Origin of the sequence: Saccharibacillus sp. JS10, assembly GCF_024436065.1 — a bacterium.
Taxonomy (GTDB): domain Bacteria; phylum Bacillota; class Bacilli; order Paenibacillales; family Paenibacillaceae; genus Saccharibacillus.
The window spans coordinates 718,412-741,219 of the sequence record NZ_JANFNS010000001.1 but is presented as its reverse complement, the minus strand read 5'-3'; the positions used below and the strand labels follow the sequence as shown (position 1 = coordinate 741,219).

Annotated in this window: 19 protein-coding genes; 16 read left to right on the top strand and 3 right to left on the bottom strand. The window is 46.4% G+C overall.

Annotation, left to right across the window (positions count from 1 at the left end):
• The first annotated feature begins 42 nt into the window (after positions 1 to 42).
• The 3 genes from NOM90_RS03455 (at position 43) to NOM90_RS03445 (ending at position 2,062) form a co-directional block, all read left to right on the top strand.
• Entirely contained in the window at positions 43 to 726 is a 684-nt protein-coding gene (locus tag NOM90_RS03455; RefSeq protein WP_255940012.1) for a uracil-DNA glycosylase, read from the top strand.
• 95 nt (positions 727 to 821) lie between these two features.
• Positions 822 to 1,154 (top strand): winged helix-turn-helix transcriptional regulator, encoded by a 333-nt coding sequence (locus tag NOM90_RS03450; protein ID WP_255940010.1) that lies wholly within the window; start codon positions 822 to 824, stop codon positions 1,152 to 1,154.
• Positions 1,155 to 1,315: 161 nt separating this feature from the next.
• The gene (locus tag NOM90_RS03445) at positions 1,316 to 2,062 is read left to right on the top strand and encodes a hypothetical protein (protein ID WP_255940008.1); all 747 of its coding nucleotides are present in this window, start codon (positions 1,316 to 1,318) and stop codon (positions 2,060 to 2,062) included.
• A gap of 23 nt (positions 2,063 to 2,085) precedes the next feature.
• Here the strand turns inward: NOM90_RS03445 and NOM90_RS03440 are convergent, their stop codons facing one another.
• A complete protein-coding gene (locus NOM90_RS03440; protein WP_255940006.1) occupies positions 2,086 to 2,802 on the bottom strand; it encodes a Crp/Fnr family transcriptional regulator in 717 nt (238 codons plus the stop codon).
• A gap of 264 nt (positions 2,803 to 3,066) precedes the next feature.
• Between NOM90_RS03440 and adhE the strand changes: the two genes are divergently transcribed.
• From adhE to NOM90_RS03380, 12 genes are all read left to right on the top strand, one after another.
• The gene (adhE, locus tag NOM90_RS03435) at positions 3,067 to 5,679 is read left to right on the top strand and encodes a bifunctional acetaldehyde-CoA/alcohol dehydrogenase (RefSeq protein WP_255940004.1); all 2,613 of its coding nucleotides are present in this window, start codon (positions 3,067 to 3,069) and stop codon (positions 5,677 to 5,679) included.
• Positions 5,680 to 5,869: 190 nt separating this feature from the next.
• On the top strand, positions 5,870 to 8,134 hold the full coding sequence (gene pflB, locus NOM90_RS03430) for a formate C-acetyltransferase (RefSeq protein WP_305120892.1): 2,265 nt from the start codon (positions 5,870 to 5,872) through the stop codon (positions 8,132 to 8,134).
• Between the two features lie 19 nt (positions 8,135 to 8,153).
• A complete protein-coding gene (gene pflA, locus NOM90_RS03425; protein WP_255940002.1) occupies positions 8,154 to 8,894 on the top strand; it encodes a pyruvate formate-lyase-activating protein in 741 nt (246 codons plus the stop codon).
• Between the two features lie 152 nt (positions 8,895 to 9,046).
• Positions 9,047 to 11,419 carry a stalk domain-containing protein gene (locus NOM90_RS03420; protein ID WP_255940001.1) on the top strand — a complete coding sequence of 791 codons (2,373 nt, stop codon included), beginning with the start codon at positions 9,047 to 9,049 and terminating at the stop codon, positions 11,417 to 11,419.
• A 177-nt stretch (positions 11,420 to 11,596) separates the two neighbouring features.
• Positions 11,597 to 12,058, top strand: a complete 462-nt coding sequence (locus NOM90_RS03415; protein WP_255940000.1) for a Fur family transcriptional regulator — start codon at positions 11,597 to 11,599, stop codon at positions 12,056 to 12,058.
• Entirely contained in the window at positions 12,058 to 12,306 is a 249-nt protein-coding gene (gene yidD / locus NOM90_RS03410) for a membrane protein insertion efficiency factor YidD (protein ID WP_255939999.1), read from the top strand. Before NOM90_RS03415 ends, yidD begins: the two co-directional genes overlap by 1 nt.
• A gap of 401 nt (positions 12,307 to 12,707) precedes the next feature.
• Positions 12,708 to 14,744, top strand: a complete 2,037-nt coding sequence (metG, locus tag NOM90_RS03405; protein ID WP_255940538.1) for a methionine--tRNA ligase — start codon at positions 12,708 to 12,710, stop codon at positions 14,742 to 14,744.
• A gap of 178 nt (positions 14,745 to 14,922) precedes the next feature.
• Positions 14,923 to 15,954: a metal ABC transporter substrate-binding protein gene (locus NOM90_RS03400; protein ID WP_255939998.1), complete on the top strand. Its 1,032-nt coding sequence runs from the start codon at positions 14,923 to 14,925 to the stop codon at positions 15,952 to 15,954.
• Between the two features lie 79 nt (positions 15,955 to 16,033).
• Positions 16,034 to 16,810: a metal ABC transporter ATP-binding protein gene (locus tag NOM90_RS03395; RefSeq protein ID WP_255939997.1), complete on the top strand. Its 777-nt coding sequence runs from the start codon at positions 16,034 to 16,036 to the stop codon at positions 16,808 to 16,810.
• Positions 16,811 to 16,822: 12 nt separating this feature from the next.
• The gene (locus NOM90_RS03390) at positions 16,823 to 17,626 is read left to right on the top strand and encodes a metal ABC transporter permease (RefSeq protein WP_255939995.1); all 804 of its coding nucleotides are present in this window, start codon (positions 16,823 to 16,825) and stop codon (positions 17,624 to 17,626) included.
• A 227-nt stretch (positions 17,627 to 17,853) separates the two neighbouring features.
• Complete coding sequence (gene mntR / locus NOM90_RS03385; protein ID WP_255939994.1) at positions 17,854 to 18,279, top strand: transcriptional regulator MntR; 426 nt, start codon at positions 17,854 to 17,856, stop codon at positions 18,277 to 18,279.
• A 181-nt stretch (positions 18,280 to 18,460) separates the two neighbouring features.
• Positions 18,461 to 20,047, top strand: coding sequence for a family 10 glycosylhydrolase (locus NOM90_RS03380; RefSeq protein WP_255939992.1), 1,587 nt, complete (start codon positions 18,461 to 18,463; stop codon positions 20,045 to 20,047).
• A 69-nt stretch (positions 20,048 to 20,116) separates the two neighbouring features.
• Here NOM90_RS03380 and NOM90_RS03375 read toward each other — a convergent pair whose 3' ends face one another.
• Together NOM90_RS03375 and NOM90_RS03370 are read right to left on the bottom strand one after the other, a co-directional pair.
• Positions 20,117 to 20,503: a hypothetical protein gene (locus NOM90_RS03375; protein ID WP_255939990.1), complete on the bottom strand. Its 387-nt coding sequence runs from the start codon at positions 20,501 to 20,503 to the stop codon at positions 20,117 to 20,119.
• Between the two features lie 6 nt (positions 20,504 to 20,509).
• Positions 20,510 to 21,511, bottom strand: coding sequence for a DUF1385 domain-containing protein (locus NOM90_RS03370; protein ID WP_255939989.1), 1,002 nt, complete (start codon positions 21,509 to 21,511; stop codon positions 20,510 to 20,512).
• A 218-nt stretch (positions 21,512 to 21,729) separates the two neighbouring features.
• On the opposite strand from NOM90_RS03370, the gene NOM90_RS03365 reads away from it, so the two are divergent.
• Entirely contained in the window at positions 21,730 to 22,800 is a 1,071-nt protein-coding gene (locus NOM90_RS03365) for a M24 family metallopeptidase (protein ID WP_255939988.1), read from the top strand.
• The last annotated feature ends 8 nt before the right edge of the window (positions 22,801 to 22,808 follow it).

Here is a 22,808-nt window from a genome sequence, read left to right as displayed (position 1 = left end):
AAAGCGGCTGTTCTTTTTTATTGATCAGTAAGGAGAACCATGATGTCGAAACAATTCGGAAGTGCGCCTGTAAGTGAGGCTATTATTGAAGCATGTCTGCGTCGATCGGAGAATTATGATTTAGAAGGCTTTTTACTCGGTCAAGGGGCGATGCCTGCTCAAATTATGTTTGTTGGAGAAGCGCCAGGTGCGACAGAGATCGTAGAAGGTCGTCCGTTTACCGGGCAAGCCGGCAAAGTGTTGGAACATTATTTGGAGCAGCTCGGCTTAACCCGTCAAGATATTTATATTTCAAGTGCAGTACGCAGTCGCCCATTCAAAGACAAGATTATCCAAACAAAATCTACCGACAGTGCTCCGCGCATGAGTCGTTCTAATCGTACACCGACCAAAAAAGAAATCCGGGCACATGCACCGATTCTGGATTTTGAAATTCAATATGTGCAACCTCAAGTCATCGTTCCGATGGGGAATATCGGTCTGCAACGATTGATCGGAAATCAAAGTACAATCTCGAACGTACATGGAAAAGAGATTCAAAGCCCGATTCAACACGTGGAAGATTGGCAAGATCCAGACTCTCCATACCAATTTAGCAAAAAGGATTATCGGATTTTTCCGCTTTATCATCCGGCAGCGATTATCTACAAACGTTCGCTGGAATCCGTGATTGAACAGGACTTGAAAGCGTTAAAAGATGTATTACAGGCAAAAAATAATAGCTAAAAGCATTTTCTTTTTCTTGGAAATGTGTTATTATGAAATAAACTAACAAATCGTAAGCTTCTCTTCAGAGGGAATCTTCTAAGAGGTGAACATCTATGATCGAACAAAAAAATCAAGTTTCGATACCGCCGATGTGTCCAAGATTCGAGACTGCATTTTCGTTTCTAGGCAAACGTTGGAACGGTCTAATTATTCAAACGTTGATGAGTGGTCCAAAACGCTTCAAAGATATTTCCAATCAAATTCCGATGATGAGCGACAAAATGTTGTCAGAGCGGATGAAAGATTTGGAACTCGAAGGAATTTTGGTGCGCCACGTGTATCCGGAAACTCCGGTACGCATCGAATACGAACTGACCGAAAAAGGTCGCGCTTTACAACCGGTCATGCAGCAAATTCAATCATGGGCGGAATCGTGGGTTGAATAAAGAATCATTGCAAGAACTTCTTTGGAAACGAAGAGGTTCTTTTTTTATGGAATAAAAGATTTTCATCTCAATCGTTTGAGAAAACAGTCGCGGTTTTGTTACAATAAAATAAATGGGTGGATTTAACCCAGTCGATGTTTTACAGAAAGGAACGGGAGCCTATGCGGACAAAAATCAAGCTGCCCGATCAGCGAATTTTGCTGTTTGTGCTTGCCGTGTTACTTATTATTGCAGTAGCCGTAACAGCCGTATTTCTTCGTCAACCTTCAGCGGGAAAAAAAGCGGAAGCCGAAGTTAGCAGCGGCGAAAATTTTAGATTGGTGGTCGATGGAGGCATTTATATGCCAAATGAGAACCGATCGCTAGTGAGTTCGTACCGAACAGAAGATACAATCCGTGATGCGCTAGAGCGAAGCGGGATTGTTCAATTTGATAATGAAGGACAAATTACGTCGGTTGACGACACGGAGCTGCATTCTGAGCTATTCTGGGCTGTGAAGCAAAATGGCAAAGAAATTCCGAGAGATCAATTCAGTACGCGGGTTGCTGCCGGAGACGAGATTTTATTGTACGTCGAAGCACCAGGGGAAGACGGAGAGCCCGTTAACACCTTGTTGATCAGTGGGGGAGAGCTTAACGCTTCGCTAAATGGTTCTTATGCCCATCCTTACAAAGAAGGAACGATGGTACGCGATGTGCTCAAAGCAAGCGGTCTGGTCACGATGTCCGATAATGATCGCGCGATTCGATTAGTGAAAGCCAATCCCGATACCGAAGAAGGGTATATGGCGAAACCGCGAGAAATTTGGGTACTCAAAGTGAACGGAAAAGAATTAAATCGGAGTCGAGGATTGGATATGCCTTTGCAGCCGGGGGATTATGTAGAGCTGACATTGGAACGTAGATGAATAAAGTGACACTGCCGGACCGTTTAGATCCGGCATATTTCATTAGGGCAATGCTCGCAGTGGCAAATTTCTTGCAGGATCGTAAGGTTCGTAATAATAATCAAACCGTTTTCGTAATCGACCGCGCCTTTTTTACGAAGATCGCTTAACATCCGGTTTACACTTTCACGCGTCGCTCCAATCATGTTCGATAGGTCGGTATGCGTGATCTTTTTTTGAATCAGTGTGCCTTGAGCATGTGGCTCGCCATATGTATTGCCCAATCGAATCAGCGTCGAGCAGAGCGCACCCGGTTTGCCGTACATCATAAGATCACGAAATTTCGTTTGCGTTAATCGGTGATGAATACCCATCCATTTCATAAAATCGATCGCAAAATCACCATGCTGACAGATCAGCATCTCCAAGTCTTTATGTTCGATAACGCCAACTTCGGTATCTTCGATCACTTCGGCAGTGAAGCTATGTTGAGCGCTAGAAAAAAGATCGGCTTGTCCCAGCATATCATCGGTCTGATACATATACAGAATCATTTCTTTGCCTTCGTCAGTCGATTTGGTTAATTTGACTCTGCCTTTTTTGATATAAAAAAGCTTGTCGGCAACATCGCTTTCCCAAAACAAATGCGAACCTTCCTCAAACATCCGATCTTTCATGATATCTTTTAAATGCTTCATATTGGTCTCAGAAAAACTTCCGGTGTTTCCTCGGTAGTCGGTAGCCTGGTGGTATAAGCCCATGATCTACATCTCCTTGGCGTAAACGCAAATTGGTTAAACATCCGTCAACATTGTGACTTTTTTCACTTTATAGTTGTATCATGACGCAAAATACGCATTTTGTCAATTGATCAAAGCATGATTTTTGTAAAAAATTTGGGACTTTCAAAAATAATTATTTAAAAAGATTTATATGTGATTTTTTTCACATTATACTCAAAAGCCTTGTGATACGATTCGTGGTGTAGAGACAACCACTTACGCATCTTGAGGAGGATGAGGGACATGGCAGTGAAAAACGAAGCCGCCCGTACTGTGACACCGACCGCTGAACAAGAAATTCAACAATTAATTAATACCGCAAATGCAGCGCAGCACTCTTTTATGCAGATGGATCAGCAGCAAATCGATACCGTCGTACAAGCAATGGCTTTGGCGGGTCTGGATCAACATATGAGACTTGCCAAGATGGCAATCGAAGAAACAAAACGCGGTGTATATGAAGATAAAATCACCAAAAATTTATTCGCGACCGAAAGTATTTATCATAATATCAAAAACGATAAAACCGTCGGCGTCATTGAAGACAACGAATACGATCAGTTCCAGAAAATTGCCGAGCCTGTCGGCATCATTATGGGGATCACTCCGGTTACGAACCCGACGTCAACGACCATGTTCAAAGCTTTGATTGCCATCAAAACGCGGAACCCGATCATTTTCGGATTTCATCCGTCGGCTCAATTGTGCAGCTCAGAAGCGGCACGTATTTTGCATGATGCTGCGGTAGCGGCTGGAGCGCCGGAAGGGTGTATCCAATGGATTGAAAATCCGTCGATGGACAAAACGAATCTGCTGATGAATCACCGGGATGTCGCACTGATTTTGGCGACAGGAGGCGGTGCGATGGTTCGTGCGGCATACAGCTGCGGCAAACCGGCGCTTGGCGTAGGTCCCGGCAACGTTCCTGCTTTTATTGAAAAAACAGCCGATATCGATCAAGCGGTTACGGATTTAGTCTTGTCTAAATCTTTTGATAACGGCATGATCTGCGCATCTGAGCAAGCGGTCATTATCGAAGAACCGATTTTCGAAAAGGTCAAAAAGAAAATGATCGCAAGTAACTGCTACTTTTTAAGCAAAGACGAAATCGCCAAACTTACTCCAAGCGTTATGAATATCGAAAAATGTGCGGTCAATCCAGCGATTGTCGGTCAATCGGCAGTAAAGATCGCAGAGATGGCAGGCATCAAAGTTCCGGCAAATACGCAAATTTTAGTTGCTGAGATTGAAGGCGTCGGAACCAAATATCCATTATCGGCAGAAAAGTTAAGCCCGATCCTTGCTTGTTACAAAGTGAAAACAGCAGACGAAGGTATCGCTCGCGCCGCAGAGATCGTCGAATTTGGCGGGATGGGACACTCGTCCGCGATTCATTCCAATGACGATGCTGTTATTCAGCGCTTCGCAGATCGTCTGCAAACCGGACGCATTATCGTAAACTCGCCTTCGACGCATGGTGCAATCGGTGATATTTACAATACCAACTTGCCTTCGCTGACACTCGGTTGCGGCTCTTACGGACGAAATTCTACGTCTTCGAATGTATCGGCAGTCAACTTAATCAATGTGAAAAGGGTGGCGCGGCGTACGGTGAATATGCAGTGGTTCAAAATTCCGGACAAAATCTATTTTGAAAAAAATTCGACGCAATACTTGAGCAAAATGCCGGATATTACACGCGTCGCTATCGTGACCGATCCGATGATGGTACAACTCGGTTATGTAGAACGTGTTGAACATTATCTGCGCCAACGCCAAATGCCGGTTGCGATCGAAGTGTTCTCCGAAGTCGAGCCAGATCCATCTACAGCAACGGTCGAACGTGGGCGCGCGATGATGGAACGTTTCCAACCGGACTGCATTATTGCGCTTGGCGGCGGCTCACCCATGGATGCGGCAAAAGGAATGTGGCTATTTTACGAATACCCGGATACGCAGTTCGACGATTTGAAGCAAAAGTTTATGGATATTCGCAAACGGATCTACAAATACCCGCGCCTGGGTCGAAAAGCGAAATTCGTCGCGATTCCAACAACGTCGGGCACAGGTTCGGAAGTCACATCTTTTGCAGTTATTACAGATAAAGAAAAAGGCAACACTAAATATCCTTTAGCGGATTACGAACTGACTCCTGACGTAGCGATTATCGATCCGGTCTTTGTATACACGTTGCCTAAAGTTGCGGTAGCAGATACCGGTATGGATGTACTGACTCACGCGATTGAAGCTTATGTCTCCGTTATGGCAAGTGATTTTAGCGACGGGCTGGCGATCAAAGCGATTCAACTCGTGTTTGCGAACTTGGAAAAATCGGCATCAACCGCAGATCCGCTAGCGCGCGAAAAAATGCACAATGCTTCGACGTTAGCCGGTATGGCATTTGCCAACGCGTTCCTTGGGATCAATCACAGTCTGGCGCACAAATGGGGCGGCGAATATCATACGGCTCACGGTCGCACCAATGCGATCTTGATGCCGCACGTGATTCGCTACAACGCGAAAAAACCGACCAAATTCGCTTCGTTCCCGAAATATTCGCACTTTGTTGCGGATGAACGCTATGCAGAGATTGCGCGTATCTTGGGGCTGCCTGCGAAAACGACAGAAGAAGGCGTGAACAGTCTGATTCAAGCGATTCGTGAATTGAATGAAAAGTTGGGGATTCCTGCGACGTTCCAAGAACTAGGCTTTGATTCCAAACAGTTCGAATCTCGCGTCGATTACTTGGCAGACCGTGCGTTTGAAGACCAATGCACCACAGCAAATCCAAAGTTGCCTTTAGTGACCGAGCTTGCCGAAGTGTACCGGGATGCGTTTTACGGTCGATTCGAATAACAAAAAGAAGCGGCGTATCTACTTTAGTAGATGACGTCGCTTTTTCTTTCCCATAGACGCAGGTGTGATAAATCTCACATCTTCCAAACTGCAATAGAGGCATAATAAAGACATGAAAGATGCTTGATTCTTTTCCGCAACAACGAATGTGATATTTTTCACCTAATCTATATTAAATGGAGGTTATCTCATGTCGATTATAGAAAAAGAAATGACCGATCTACATCGCGAAGCTTGGAGAACATTCAAACCGGGCAAATGGATGACTTATGTTGACACCAAAAACTTCATCGATGAAAATATTACGCCTTATACCGGAAACGAACAATTTTTGGTTGGCGCGACTACAGCTACACAAGAACTATGGAAGATCGTATCTCAATTGTCGAAAGAAGAACGGGAACGCGGCGGCGTCTGGGACGTTGATGTAAACACGCCGGGATCGATTACGTCGCATCACGCAGGTTATTTGGACAAAACCAAAGAACAAATTGTAGGCGTGCAGACAGATGAACCGTTTAAACGTTTAATTCAACCTTACGGTGGTATTCGGATGGTGATCGACGCTTGTAAAGCTTACGGTTTTGAAGTGCCTCAATCGATCATTGATATTTTCACGAATATTCGCAAAACGCATAATCAAGGAGTGTTTGACGCCTATACGCCGGAAATTCGTGCCGCTAGAAAATCGGGTATCGTAACGGGGCTGCCGGATGCTTATGGTCGCGGACGGATCATCGGCGATTATCGCCGCGTGGCATTGTATGGCGTCGATTTTTTGATGAAACAAAAACAACATGAACATAACGAAACCGTCGGAGAAGGGATGGACGAAGCGACGATTCGATTGCGTGAAGAAATTTCGGAGCAATACCGCGCACTGGGTGAATTGAAACAAATGGCGAACATGCACGAAATCGATATTTCCCAACCTGCAACGACGGCAAAAGAAGCGTTCCAATGGGTGTACTTCGGCTATCTGGCTGCGGTCAAAGAACAAAACGGAGCGGCGATGTCACTTGGACGCGTGTCTTCCTTCCTCGATATTTATATTCAGCGCGATCTTGCCGAAGGAACGTTAACGGAAGAACAAGCGCAAGAATTGGTCGATCATTTCGTGATGAAGCTGCGTATCGTCAAATTTTTGCGCACACCGGATTATAACGAATTGTTCAGCGGCGACCCAACATGGGTAACGGAATCGATCGGCGGCATGGCTGAAGACGGCACGACTCGAGTGACGCAAAACAGTTTCCGCTTTTTGCACACTTTATATAATCTAGGCCCTGCACCAGAACCTAACTTAACCGTATTATGGTCGGAACAAATGCCGGATGCGTTCAAAAAATATTGCGCGAAAGTCTCGATTGAAACCAGTTCGATTCAGTACGAAAACGATGATCTCATGCGTCCAATCTACGGTGACGATTACGGGATTGCGTGCTGTGTATCGGCGATGCGGATCGGGAAACAAATGCAATTTTTCGGGGCACGAGCTAACTTAGCCAAAACGTTACTGTATGCAATCAACGGCGGTAAAGATGAAAAGTCCGGTGAACAGATCGGGCCGGAGTTTCCGGCGATCACTTCCGAATATTTGGACTATGACGAAGTGATGCAGCGCTATACGCCGATGATGGAATGGCTGTCGGAAGTGTATCTGAATGCGCTGAATATTATCCATTATATGCACGACAAATATAGCTACGAACGTATTGAGATGGCGCTGCACGACCGTGACATTCTACGGACGATGGCTTGCGGGATTGCGGGGCTATCGGTTGCGGCGGATTCGTTAAGTGCGATCAAATATGCCAAAGTAAAACCGATTCGTAACGAGCAAGGGATTGCAGTCGATTTTGAAATCGAAGGCGACTATCCATGCTACGGCAACAACGACGATCGGGTCGACCAGATTGCGGTACAGCTCGTCGAGGACTTCATGGGTATGATTCGCAAACACAAAACGTACCGGGATTCGGTTGCGACGCAATCGGTACTTACGATCACATCAAATGTCGTATACGGAAAAAAAACCGGGAATACGCCAGACGGACGCAAAGCGGGCGAGCCGTTTGCACCGGGCGCAAACCCGATGCACGGACGCGACAAAAAAGGCGCGTTAGCGTCACTGAGTTCGGTTGCGAAGCTTCCTTACGAACAAAGCCTTGACGGTATTTCGAATACGTTCTCGATCGTACCGAAAGCTTTGGGCAAAGAAGAAGATACGCGTAAAAGCAATCTGGTTGCGATGTTGGACGGATATTTCGGCAGTCATGGGCATCACTTGAACGTGAACGTTTTCGACCGCGAACAATTGATGGATGCGATGGATCATCCTGAAAATTATCCGCAATTGACGATTCGGGTTTCTGGGTATGCGGTGAATTTCATCAAGTTGACGCGCGAACAACAATTGGATGTGATTCATCGTACTTTCCACTCCAATATGTAAAAAGAAAGGGTGAAAAGTCATGAGTCGCAAAGGGCGGATACATTCACTGGAAACGTTCGGAACGGTCGACGGGCCTGGAATTCGCTTTGTGTTATTTATGCAAGGCTGCCTGATGAAATGCAAGTATTGCCACAACCCGGATACTTGGCATTTTGACGGAGGGCGTGAAGTGACGGTCGAAGAGGTGTTGGCTGAAATCGAGCCGTATATCCATTATTATCGGTCGTCGGGCGGTGGGCTGACCATCTCGGGCGGAGAGCCGACGTTGCAAGCCGGATTCGTAACAGAAGTGTTCCGTGAAGTGAAAGCCCGCTGGGGACTGCATACCACGCTCGATAGCAACGGATTTAACAACGCGGAGAAGTTACACGAACTAATGGATGTCACGGATCTTGTCTTGCTTGATCTGAAGCATATTGATGATCATGAGCATCGAGTGCTGACTGGCGTAAGTAACGAGCAGACCCTGCATACCGCAAAATGGCTATCGGAACATGGCAAAAAGATGTGGGTTCGGCATGTGTTCGTACCGGGTATTCACGATGACGAAAATCATTTGCGAAATTTGGGGAAATTTATTGGAACCTTGCATGGCGTCGAAAAATTCGAAATTCTTCCGTATCACCAGATGGGCATTTACAAATGGAAAGAATTAGGTCGAGCATACCCATTAGAAAACGTTCCTTCACCAACAGAGCAACAAGTCGAGTGGGCGTATCGAATGGTTGAATCCGGTCGCCTTGTTGCTAACCTTCAGTAAATACTTGCATAACGTTTACAAAAAGCGGCTTTTCCTTTTACAGGAGAGTCGTTTTTTTTATGAATTCATAGAAACTTTTAACCGATTTCTGCGTCTACATGTATGTGTTTAGTGAGAGAATGACCAAATTCAGATATAAAGGGAGTCGTAAAATGAATTTAAAGAAAATCACGATTATCGCATTGCTCGTTGTCGTGCAAGCGGCGGCTGTATTGCCGGCAGCAGCATCGGCGCAAGCAGTTTCGACATCGGAAGATAAACCGGTTGTTGTACAAGGAGAAGTGGTACAACCTGACGGAACTTCGAAAACATATTCGGAAAAGCTTGCCGCTCCAACATCGGCAGAGCAACCGGCGGCTAACGCACCAGCCAATACGCAGCAAAATGCTCCGGTCGCTGAAGAAGTCCCAGCAGACGACGCGGCGCCGACTGATGAAGAAACAACGATTACGCCGAATTCTACAGAAACACCAGCAACGCCAGAAATTCCTGCACAAGGTACGCCTGATCCAACGACGAATACTCCGGCAAATGTACCAAGCACAAACAATACACCATCCCAAACGCCTACAACCAATAAACCAGCAACTCCAGCGTTTGATGCAGCATCGACGCTTGGAACGGATCAATTGGTGTTGACGATCAACGGAAACAAAATGTATCAAAACGGTCAAACCTATACAGCGGCTCAACCGATGGCTGCAAAGAATGGAGTCTCTTATATCGCAGCTCGTTCGTTCGTTGACCGCGTAGGTCTCAAACTTACATACGACGCGAAAACAAAAGAAACGGTTATCAAAAAAGGTACCGATGAACTTCGCTTCAAATTAGGAACCGACACGTATACCGTGAACGGCGTTCCAACGAAGATGAAAGGCACTTCGTATCAAGAAAAAAATACGTTTATGGTTCCGTTGACGTCGATCACGAAGGCGCTGGCGATTCCGTACAAAATCGATTACAAAACGCAAACGATCTCTTTGACGATTTCGTCGAAGCCTACGGCATCGTTTACCGTGCAACCGCAAACGATTATTGCGGGTGAAACGAATGTCACGTATCAAACCAAATCGTCGTCACCTTCGGGTTATGCGATTGTGAATGAGCGCTGGGAAGGACGTCAAGACATCTTCACCGATCCGGGAACGTATACCGTTTCTTATTCGGTACAAGATTCTCAAGGACAATGGAGTGATCCTTTCACGCAACAAATTAAAGTCGAAGCGCCAAACCAACCGCCAGTTGCGCAATTCGCCACAGACAAAGACACTTACCGTCAAGGCGAACCGGTGACATTCACGGATCAAAGTTATGATCCAGACGGTGTGTTGCCAGAAGCGAATAGCCGTACATGGGAAAACCAAAAAGGCGCTTACTTCACTGCCGGTCCTCAAAATATTACGTTGACCGTTACTGACGAAGATGGAGCGACAGATACGTTTACGAAAACAATCACGATTACGGACGAAGTGCTGTATACGCAAGATGAATACAATGCACTCTTTATTCCGATCGGAACAAAATTCTTATTCGACGGCGGCAGTGTCCCAGCGATGAAGAAAGTCAATCGTTATGATTCGTTCGAAGACGTAACTTTGTATCGCAGTAACAGCCCGGAATCTGTTTATGAGACAGGTAAAGTATACGAAGATACGATTTCCGGTAAAGTACGCTTCATGGTGCACCATGCGAACTATACAGGCAAGCGTGTAACGATGTATGTCGTCGCGACCAATAACAATGCAACTCCGACTACGATCCGTACGCTTGATAGCGGATTTGGTGGACCAAGCCCTTATGCGACAGCAGCGGGCAAAGTATCGGTGCAACGTTATCACCAAGCGATCATTCAAGGAACAAAACGTTCGAGTGTGACGCTTCAACCAGGCGAAAGCAAAGTGATTTTGACCGAACTGAATGCAATCCCGATGGCAAACAAAACGGTAATCTCGCTTCTTGCTGATGTAGATTCAACGCAGCCGATCAAATACAGCACGTTGATGATTCCAACAGGTGATGATCCGATCGAAGCTGCAAACGTATTGCCAACTGCAAAACGTGATGGGGTTCATAACCGGGGTACGTATCCATTGGCAACCAAAATCATCAATGTATTTGATGCTGTAGGCGGAGCTACGCCAACCAAGCTTCTAATCGGAGACAATAACGACGATCTTAACCTTGTCGGTGTAGATGCTCCAAACAATATGCCGGAATCGAACTTGGGTAACTTCGGCGTGCTTTACAAAGTCAAACTTGATTATGTAGCTCCAAACACGTTGATTACGTTCAACGGACGCGGAGGTAAGTATGCCGGCTGGATCGTAGTAAACGGTCAAATCGTTGAATTGGCTGCACCAGGTCTGGGTCTTGTAGGCGCGGCACTGAATACATCGAATGAAGCTGGCGTATTGTATCGTACAGGCAATGTCGCTGAAAGTGTAGAACTTGAGTTCACACCAGCTCCAGGCAGTAACTTGGCAGTTAACTTGATCTTTAGCCAAATGCCACAAGTCAAGCAATAATAAGCAAGATTAAAGATCAAAAAGCCGATTCCAGATAGACGGAATCGGCTTTTTCGTATACGTCTACCGAAAGGTGTCCGATTGACTCTACCTGTCATTTGGGGCATTATAAATAAAGGGTATTACGAATAAGAAGTTAATGAAAAAGCGAAGAATGGCAGGAGGCGAGGATCACCGATGCTTTCAACGGAACGTATTATCGAGATTATGGCGGAGCAAGGGCTGCGGATTACGGATCAGCGCAAAACATTGGCAAAGTTATTTGCCGAAGCGCCGGGTTATCTGTCCGCAAAAGACGTTTATGAATATATGGGACAAAAATACAAAGGTCTAAGTTTTGATACTGTGTACCGCAACTTACGCGTGATGCAAGAACTGAGCGTGTTGGAGCAGATCGTGTTCGAAGAAGGCGTGAAGTTCAAGCTGCATTGTAGCGAAGACCATCACCATCATCATATGATTTGTTTGCAGTGCGAGAAGACGTATCCGATTACGTTTTGCCCGATGCAGTTGACCGAATCGCCAGATGATTTCCAAGTGGTGAAGCATAAATTCGAAGTGTTTGGTTATTGCAAAGATTGCCGCGAAGAAGCGGCGCAACAACCTGTGAGCGCAATTGCCGGGAAGCGTGAAGCGTAATGAAGATCGCTCGCCGCACCGTGCAAGGCACGATCCGTTTTTATCGAAAGTTCATTTCGCCTTTGACGCCGCCAAGCTGTCGGTTCGTTCCGACCTGCTCGGCGTACGCGCTAGAAGCGATTGAAGTCCATGGAGCTGCAAAAGGAAGCTGGCTTGCCGCGAAAAGGATCAGCAAATGTCATCCTTTTCATGAAGGTGGCTTTGATCCCGTACCGCCAAACTCCAAAGTTCACGGCGACCCGGCTTAAGTAAGCTTAGAAATCGCTTGCTCAGTAAGCTTGACACCTCGGGCTTTTTTTCGGTATATTTTCTATATTGTATGCGTGTTAGATATACAATTTGAATGTTAAAATGAATTCCGAAGAATGGATGAGTAGAAGGAACAACCTGTGACAGAGAACCGGGCAAGACGCTGCAAGCCGGTCTGGAGATCCCTTCGAATATGGTCCGGGAGGAACTTTGTACAAGTCGTGAATCGGTCCGATAAGTGCAAAGCGTGTTCCAGCGTTAATGGACGGTCGAATGTGACCGGCAGAGCCTTCGATTTGTGAGAACGAAGGGAATGTGGGTGGTACCGCGCGAGCTTACGGCTCTCGTCCCATTTTGGGGCGGGAGTCTTTTTGATATGTTCCGCTCCGTATCTAACTTGATGAAGGAGAGAAAACAGATGACAGAGAAAAAAAGTTTTTATATCACAACGCCGATCTATTATCCAAGCGGTAAGCTACATATCGGGCATACGTATACGACTGTAGCGGCAGATGCAATGTCTCGGTACAAGCGCCTTCGCGGTTACGATGTACGCTTTTTAACGGGTACAGACGAGCATGGACAAAAGATTGAGCAAAAAGCAGCAGAAGCCGGGCAAACGCCGATTCAGTTTATTGATGGAATCGTAGAAGGAATCCGCAGCCTGTGGGATAAACTCGATATTTCGTATGATGACTTTATCCGCACTACCGAAAAGCGTCATATCGATGTCGTGCAAGATATTTTCGAGCGTTTGCTCAAGCAAGGCGATATTTACAAAGGCGAATACGAAGGCTGGTACAGTATTCCAGACGAAACGTATTACACAGAATCGCAATTGGCTGACGTCGTGCGCGATGCGGACAACAAAGTCATCGGTGGCAAAAGCCCGGAAAGCGGTCACCCGGTCGAACTCGTAAAAGAAGAATGTTATTTCTTCAGAATGAGCAATTACGCGGATCGTCTGCTCAAATATTACGAAGATAATCCAGAATTTATTCAACCGGAATCGCGTAAAAACGAGATGGTGAATAACTTTATCAAGCCGGGATTAGAAGATTTGGCGGTATCGCGTACGACATTCAAATGGGGCGTTCCGGTTAAAAGCGATCCGAAGCACGTCGTCTATGTGTGGATCGATGCGTTGTCCAACTATATTACAGCTCTTGGTTACGGTTCCGACGATCCGTCGAATTTCGAGAAATACTGGCCTGCGGACGTGCATCTGGTAGGTAAAGATATTTTGCGTTTCCATACCATCTATTGGCCGATCATGTTGATGGCGCTGGATCTTCCATTGCCGAAAAAAGTATTCGGACACGGATGGTTCTTGACTCGTGAAGGCAAAATGTCCAAATCCAAAGGTAACGTCATCGATCCGGTGAAACTGATCGATCGCTACGGCTTGGATGCACTGCGTTATTATGTTCTGCGTGAAGTACCGTTCGGTTCGGATGGACAATTCACGCCGGAAAGCTTTGTTGAACGGATCAACTCGGATCTAGCTAACGATCTGGGCAATTTGCTCAATCGTACAGTTGCGATGGTCGACAAATATGTAGGCGGCGAGGTGCCCGCTTATCACGGACAAGTGACGCCGTTTGATGCGTCGCTGCAAGAAGCGGCAATCGCAGCCGCTGATAAAGTCGAGCAAGCGATGGACAATATGGAGTTTTCGGTCGCACTGACTGCGATCAGTCAATTTGTCAGCCGTACGAACAAATACATCGACGAAACGCAGCCGTGGGTTATTGCCAAAGACGAAAGTCGCAAAGCGGAGCTGGATTCCGTAATGCTGCACCTGATCGAAAGCCTGCGTATCGCGTCGCTGTTACTGCAACCTTTCTTGACGCGTGCACCTAAGCTGATTTGGACGCAACTCGGCATAGCGGGCGACGAAGCGTCAGCTTGGAGAACTTGGGATACGCTCAAGCAATTCGGCGTAATCGCAGCAGGTACGAAATTGCAAAAAGGCGATCCGATCTTCCCGCGTCTGGACGTGGAAGTCGAAGTTGGGAATATCGTAGAATCGATGAGCGGCGGTACGCCAGTGAAATCAACGGAAGCGCCGAGTGCCGAAGCTTCTGCGCCGGTGGAAGCACCGGAACTCAAAGAAGAGATCGGCATTGAAGACTTTGGTAAAGTCGAACTTCGCGTTGCCCAAGTTATCGCGTGTGAACCTGTTAAAAAAGCAGATAAACTGCTAAAACTTCAACTCGATCTTGGATTTGAACAACGTCAAGTCGTATCCGGTATTGCGAAATTCTATACACCGGAAGAATTGATTGGACGCAAAGTCATTTGCATAACGAATCTGAAGCCGGTTAAACTTCGCGGCGAAGAATCGCGCGGTATGATTTTGGCAGCTTCGCATGGCGATCAACTGACGCTTGCAACTGTACCGGATTCGATGCCAAATGGTGCACTTGTGAAATAAAATAGAAGACAGAGCTTTCTTACATCGAAAGCTCTGTCTCTTTTTTTGTTTTTTCTTAATCGTAAATATACCGAAAAAGGTTGACAACTTTTAAAGAGACTCCTATAATCGGTATGGTTACGATTAGAGTGAAAAGCTCGGAATCGGATTTTGAACAGAAACGGAGTGTGTCTTTAATATGCAGCGTAATAAAAAGTATGCCGGGCGCGTACTGATGGTTTTGGCTTTGGCAACGATGATGGTATTGTCCGCTTGCGGACAAAACGCATCAGGTAAGATCGTTGAAGGAAAAGTGAACGTAGTGACGACTTTTTATCCGATTTATGAATTTGCTTCCACCATCGGCGGCGAAGATGCAAATGTCATTAACTTGCTGCCTACGGGCGTTGAACCTCATGATTGGACGCCGCGCGGTCAAGATATTGTCAGTACATCAAAAGCTCAACTCTTTTTCTATAACGGAGCAGGTCTTGAAGGTTGGGTACCCGATTTTCTAAAAGGATTGAATTCAGATTCTGAGGTTAAGCCAGTGGAAGTCAGTAAAGGTGTGGATCTGATCTTGACCGATGAAGATGATGGTCATAACCACGGCGGAACGGAAGCAGATCACGACCACGAAGGCGAAGAACATGGAGAAGATGAACACCATGAAGAAGACGGGCATCATGAAGAATCTGCCGATGCCAAACATACCGACCCGCACACTTGGGTAAGCCCGAAATCGGCTCTTATCATGGCGGGAAATATTCGAGACAGTCTGGTTGAAGCCGATCCTGAACACAAAGCCGGTTATGACGAACGGTACGAAGCACTCGCGAAAAAGCTTAAAGATTTAGATACAGAATTTACAGATAAGCTAACTCCTTTAACAAATAAAGAAATCGTCGTCTCGCACCAAGCTTTCGGTTATCTGGCACGTGATTACGGATTGACCCAACATTCGATCATGGGGCTTTCCCCGGATGCGGAACCACGCGCTCAAGATATGCTGAACCTAGCGAAAATGGTAAAAGAAGAAGGTATCCGTTACATTTTCTTCGAAGAACTGGTGTCCGATAAACTGGCAAAAACACTGGCTAGCGAAGCGGGCGTCGATACCTTGGTACTGAATCCGGTTGAAGGCTTGACCGAGCAACAGTCCAAAGACGGCGAAGATTATTTCAGTTTGATGCAAAAGAATTTGCAAAATCTGCTACTCGCTTTACAATAAGAAGAGACAAACGCGCGGTTTCGGCGATCTTGCCGAACCGCGCGTTTGATTGAACGCCGATAAAAAAGGAGGAAATCTCATGTCCGCTATTCCGATAGTAGATTGTCATCAGCCGATGATCGAGCTACGCGACGTGTCCTTTTCCTATAAAGACCAGCATGTCATGAAAGATTTAAGCTTTAGTATCAAAGAGCGAGACTTTGTCGGAATCGTCGGTTCGAACGGTGCCGGCAAAACGACTTTGCTCAAAATGTTGGTTGGATTGATGCCGCCGACAAGCGGAGAGATTAAGTTGTTCGGCGAATCGATCCGCAGTTTTCGAGATTGGGAGCGTATCGGATACGTTCCGCAAAAAAACGCGCTGAATATGTTATTCCCTGCTACGGTTCGTGAAGTCGTGATGTCCGGGCTTTATACGAATAAAAGTCTGTTTCGCCGCTTGACGAAAGAAGCCAAAGCGAAGCTTGAAGATGCTCTGCAAGTGATGCGGATCGAAGATATTGCAGACAAGCGGATCGGACGGCTATCCGGCGGTCAGCAGCAACGCGTATTTTTGGCAAGAGCGATGATTAATCGCCCAGACCTGCTCGTACTCGACGAACCGACAGTCGGTGTCGACGCGGAAACGCAAGATAGCTTTTTCGAATTGATTCGGCATATGCACCGCCATCATAATATTACGTTTTTGATGGTCTCGCATGATGTGGATCGTATGGAAGACTATCTAGGCAAAGAACCCCGGCAACAAAATGGCAAAATCAAATTTTTCGTGCGTCATTCGCACGACGATCTGGACTGCGTTGAAACGGATCTGAATCATTCGATTCCGCTCGTCGGATCGGCATCGCAGCAGTAAGGAGACGGTAACTTGGAAATTTTGTTCAGTGACTTTTTTCAACGGGCTTTACTTGGAGGGCTTCTGATCGGGCTTACGGCACCGCTGATCGGAATCTTTCTTGTGTTACGGCGCTTGTCGATGATTGGGGATACGCTTGCCCATGTTACGATCGCTGGCGTTGCGCTAGGATTTTTGATTAATGTCTATCCGCTTGTAGTCGGACTCGTTTTTGCGGTCATTTCGTCTTTTGCGATCGAAAAACTGCGCCGAGCGTACAAAGGATACGCCGAATTATCCATTGCGGTCATTATGTCTGGTGGCGTCGCGATGGCATCATTCTTATTTACGCTCGGACAAGGCTATAACACGGATGTAACGAGTTATTTGTTCGGTAGTATTTACACGCTGGGTACAACGGATTTGTATCTGGTCGGCGGCGTTACGGTTATCGTGGTCGCGGTTGTAGTCTTTTTCTACAAAGAACTCTTTTTGCTGACGTTCGAAGAAGATGCGGCTGCCGTAAGCGGGCTTCCGGTCAAATTGCTCAATATGCTCATTACCGTGTTGGCTGCGCTTGTCATCAGTACCGCAATTAAAATCGTAGGGGCGTTGCTCGTGTCCGCGTTGCTTACGATTCCGGTCGCTTGTAGTCTGTTTTTGGCAAAAAGTTTCCGAATGTCGATCGTGTTATCGGTGGCAATTGCGGAGATCGCCGTGATCGTGGGTCTGATTGTTGCGGGCGTATGGAACTTTGCGCCAGGTGCTACAATCGTCTTACTGCTGATTTTGATGTTGCTGCTGACTTTGGTCGCGCGAAGAGGATACACCGTCTAACGGGTATTCTCTTTTTTTATGACTTCAACTTGCCAATACACAGCCAATAAAGGTATCATAGTAAGAGTCGTTTTTGATAGAACTGAGCTATGATTGTGCCGGCGCATCATGAAGAGTAAGCTTGCCGATGTTCGATCGATTGGACAATCATCTTGCGATACAGACATTCATCGGCGCCACGATCTAACAGATTCAAGGTACTTACGTTAAGGAAATGAGGGAAGCGGATGCCAACGCCCAGTATGGAAGATTATTTGGAGCGTATCTACCTGCTAATTGAAGAAAAAGGTTACGCCCGGGTATCGGATATCGCCGAAGGGCTGGAAGTTCATCCTTCTTCGGTCACGAAAATGATTCAGAAGCTCGATAAAGACGAATACTTGGTGTACGAAAAGTACCGGGGGCTTATTCTAACGAGCAAAGGCAAAAAAATCGGTAAACGCTTGGTGGATCGTCATCAATTGTTAGAACAATTTTTGCGTCAGATCGGCGTAGAGGAAAGTCATATTTACACCGATGTCGAAGGTATTGAACATCATTTAAGCTGGAATTCAATCACACAAATCGAGTCATTGGTGGAGTATTTCAATCGCGATCCCAAAAGAATCGAAGAACTTCGGGCGATCCAAAATGAAGGATTGAACGAAAATTAAAAAAGGCGTCTGTGACCTTTCGGCACAGATGTTTTTTTGTATGCAAAAAAAGCGTCGATTATAGCGCTACAATCGGTATGTTTTTTGCGTATAACAGATAGAACACTCGGGAGGTGTGAAACAAAGTAGGCAGTTTTACCGTCTAGAAAGACATCTAAGGGGAAACGAGGGAGTAGCAATCATGAAATGGCTTCAAAAGATTATGGTTTTGCTGGCTGCAATGCTGTTGTTTTCAGTATGGAGCGTGTCTGGAACGCATCAAGCACGCGCGGCATCGGTTATTCAGATTATGTTGGATGGACAACGGATTCAAGGTGATGCAGATCCTTATATCGTATCGAATACGACATTGGTTCCTATGCGTCTAATCAGTACAAGTCTCGGCGCACAAATTCAATGGTCGCAAAGCGAAAAAGTCGTTACGATCAATCAAGGCGGAACCTTACTGTCGATTCCGTTAGGTTCAAAAACCGCTTTTGTGAACGGAAATGCAGTAGAATTAGAAGCTTCGGTTGCAAGTGTGAACGGACGTATTATGGTTCCGCTTCGTTTTGTCGGACAAGGTCTCGGTTTGAACGTGAATTGGAATCAAAGTACCCAAACGATTACGCTGACAACGCCAGACGGTCCTATTGGTGTTCCGACACCCGGCGTACCGGATAATCAAGGAAATCTGACAGCGCTTCGCGGTGCATGGGTCGCTACGGTATCGAGTCTGGATTGGCCGTCGTCCAAAGACGCGACCAAGCAAAAGTCGCAATATACGACGATGTTGGATCAGCTTCAGGAAACCGGCATTAACGCCGTGTTCGTGCAGGTGCGTCCAAGCGCAGATGCGTTATATCCGTCCAAGCTTGTGCCGTGGTCGAATGTATTGACGGGAACGCAAGGAAAAGATCCGGGTTATGACCCGCTTGCTTTTATGATTGAAGAAGCACATAAACGGGGGATGGAATTCCACGCTTGGTTTAATCCGTTCCGTGCAAGTACCGGTTCATCGACCGCAGGGCTTGCTGCCAACCATGTAGCCAAATCTCATCCGGATTGGATCATTAATTTCGATAGCAAGTTGTATATCAATCCGGGAATTCCAAATGCTCGTCAAGCCGTTATCGATGAAGTCATGGAAGTTGTGAACAACTATAAGATTGACGGCGTTCATTTGGACGATTATTTCTATCCATACGGCGAATCGGCAGCGAAGAAATTCAACGACGATGCGACGTACAAGCAATACAATACGACATCGATCGCAAACAAAGGCGATTGGCGCCGAGCGAATATCAATGATTTCGTTAAAAAGTTGGGACAAACGATTGATGCGGTCAAACCAGCAGTCAGTTACGGTGTAAGCCCGTTCGGCGTATGGCGCAACGCATCGACAGAGCCACTCGGCTCCGATACGCGCGCAGGCGTAACCGCGTATGATACGACGTATGCCGATGCACGGACTTGGGTCAAAAACGAATGGGTCGATTACGTCGCTCCGCAAGTGTATTGGAGTAATGCCAATACCGCTGCTAATTACGCAAAAGTGGTCGATTGGTGGGAAAATGTCGTAGCCGGTACGAATGTAGATCTGTATATCGGCGAAGCCGCTTATAAAGTGGGAACGAGCGAAGCGGGATGGAGTAATGCTACCGAACTTACGGATCATCTCAAATCTACACTGGGCCGTGAGCATGTAGATGGCAATATCTTTTTCCGTGCCGCACATATTTTATCGCCTAAAGTTAAAAGTGTATTGCAGCAATATTGGGGCAATTAATCGGTTGCTTGCATGTGCATGATCGAATGGATACAAAAAAGAAGGTTGCGAATATTCGCAACCTTCTTTTTAATGAAACTTTGGCAAATCTTCATCATCTTTGCTTTTGCGTCCTTCGATCACTTGGAACGGATAGTTTTTCTTTTTCTTCGTCGCTTTTACAGGAGCCGCATTTTTATCTACACGTGCAGCTTGTGGTTTGGACGAGGCGGAAGAAGACATCCGAGCCAACTTTTCTTGAGTACGCGCCGAAGGTTTGATCTTGGGTCTTTTTCCGCTTGGGGTACGGTATCCTCCAGAGCGTCCATTGTTCGGCAAAATAAAATACAGAGCGATAAGAATGATCACGATTCCGATCGGAATCAGCCAAGTGAGCGACGGATTAAGCAACATCTGTACAAGCCCCAATGCCGCCAACGCTAGAATAATCCAACCTGCAACTCCTGGTTTTCTCATGGTATATCAACCCTCCAGAGGATCGAGTATAGGATTCGGCGCCGAAGCGGGAACACCTTGTTTCTGATAAGCGGCATCAAGTTCACGCATCCGATTGAACGAAGCGATCGAAACTTCGACTTGTTCGTCCGTTGGTTCTTTGGTTGTCAAAAGCTGCAACCATAATCCCGGATAACCGAGGAAACGAAGAACCGGTATATCGCGCAGCGCGTTCGTGAATTTCAAAAATTCAAACGAAACGCCTAGAACGACAGGCAGCAGAAGCAGACGTTGAACGACGCGTTCCAATAACGAATCCCAAGTAAATACCGAGTAGATCAGAATGCCGATAATGACGGTCAACATAATAAAGCTACTTCCGCAGCGGTAATGCAGGCGGGTATACTTTTGTACGTTTTTTGGCGTCAATTCTTCGCCGGCTTCAAAAGCGGTAATCACCTTGTGTTCGGCTCCGTGATATTGGAACAACCGTTTGACGATAGGTGTAAGCGAGATCAAATATAGATACAGAAGGAGCAGCACTAACTTGATTCCGCCTTCAGTCAGGTTGTGATAAATTTGATGACTGAACGAACCTTTGAACAAAAAGTCTTCCACAAACACAGGAACTAACGTAAATACCACTTTACCCACGATAAACGATACGATTGCCGCGGCGGTTACACCGATCATCGCGCCCAAACTCAATTTAGCTTCGCCTTTTTTGTTTTTCGCTTTCAATTCTTCGCGTTCTTCAGGGGTCATCTCATCGTCGGCATAAGCGTCGAACGAGTAATTGAGATGCTTAGAACCTTTTACACTAGAATCGATCAGGCTAACCAGACCGCGTAACAGCGGGATTTTACGTAACGAACGAACCCAGCTTTTTTCTTCGCGAGGCACTTCAAGGAACGTGATTTCTCCGCTCTTGCGGCGCACCGCGGTGACGTTGACGTGCTTGCCGCCGAACATAACTCCTTCGATTACGGCTTGTCCGCCGTAGGCGACGGGAGCAGATTTTTCAGACAAAACCTTCACCTTCCTAAACGTTTTTAAAGACATTTCTTTTTATTGTATCGGATTTGACAGGCAAATACCAGCGAACCTATAGCTCCCTAAGCAATCTAGCTTGTGCGTAAAAAGGCTTCTCAGAGGGTACTAGCGTATGATAGAATGTAATGTGGTAATTTCGCTTGAAGCTCTGGAAAATACGAACTGAGTAGGTTCACCGGGAAAGAGGAGAAAATATGCAGCAGCGTGTACACAAATTGCGTGAAGCGATGTCGCTTCAAGGCGTTAGCGCAATGTTTGTCGCCAGTGACATTAATCGTCGTTACCTGACAGGATTTACGGGTTCTGCCGGATATGTGCTTGTTACGGAAACGGAAAGTTATTTGCTGACTGATTTCCGCTATATGGAGCAGGCGCCTCAGCAGGCTAAAGACTTCAAAGTAGTTGAGCATGCACCGAAAGTCATGGAAACGGTTAAAGCATTGCTCGGTTCTTCAGCGAAACTTGGTTTCGAGCAAGAACATGTAACATTTGCAACGTATCAAAGTTACAAAGAAGCGTTAGCAGGTATTGAGCTGGTTCCGGTATCCGGTCTGGTTGAAGGGCTGCGCCTCTTTAAAGACGAAGGCGAACTTGCGATCATGCGCGAAGCTGCTGTATTGGCAGATCGTACGTTTAGCTATATTTTGCCGAAGATTCGTCCAGGCGTGACCGAACGCGAATTGGATTTGCAGATGGAAATGTTTATGCGCGAAAACGGAGCGACTTCGTCGTCGTTCGATACCATTGTGGCTTCCGGCGAACGTTCGGCACTGCCGCATGGCGTAGCAAGTTCGCGCGTTTTGCAAGGAAACGAATTCATTACGTTTGACTTCGGTGCTTTGCTGAACGGCTATTGCTCCGACTTGACGCGTACCGTTGTGCTTGGCGAAGCTAGTGATCGCCACCGCGAAGTCTACGGCATTGTGCTTGAAGCGCAGCTGAATGCACTGGATAAGATTCGTCCAGGCATGACAGGGCGTGAAGCCGACGCGTTGACTCGCGATATCATTTCTTCCTATGGATATGGCGAGCAGTACGGTCATAGCACAGGGCATGGCTTGGGTATGGAAGTGCATGAAAGCCCTCGTTTATCCAAGCTTAGCGACGATATCTTGAAGCCAGGTATGGTCGTGACCGTAGAACCGGGTATTTATATTCCGGGCTTTGGCGGTGTGCGGATCGAAGATGATATTGTCATTACCGAAACCGGAATTGAAATTATTACATCTTCGAAAAAAGAGTTGACCCTTCTGCCAATGGCATAGGACCGCTT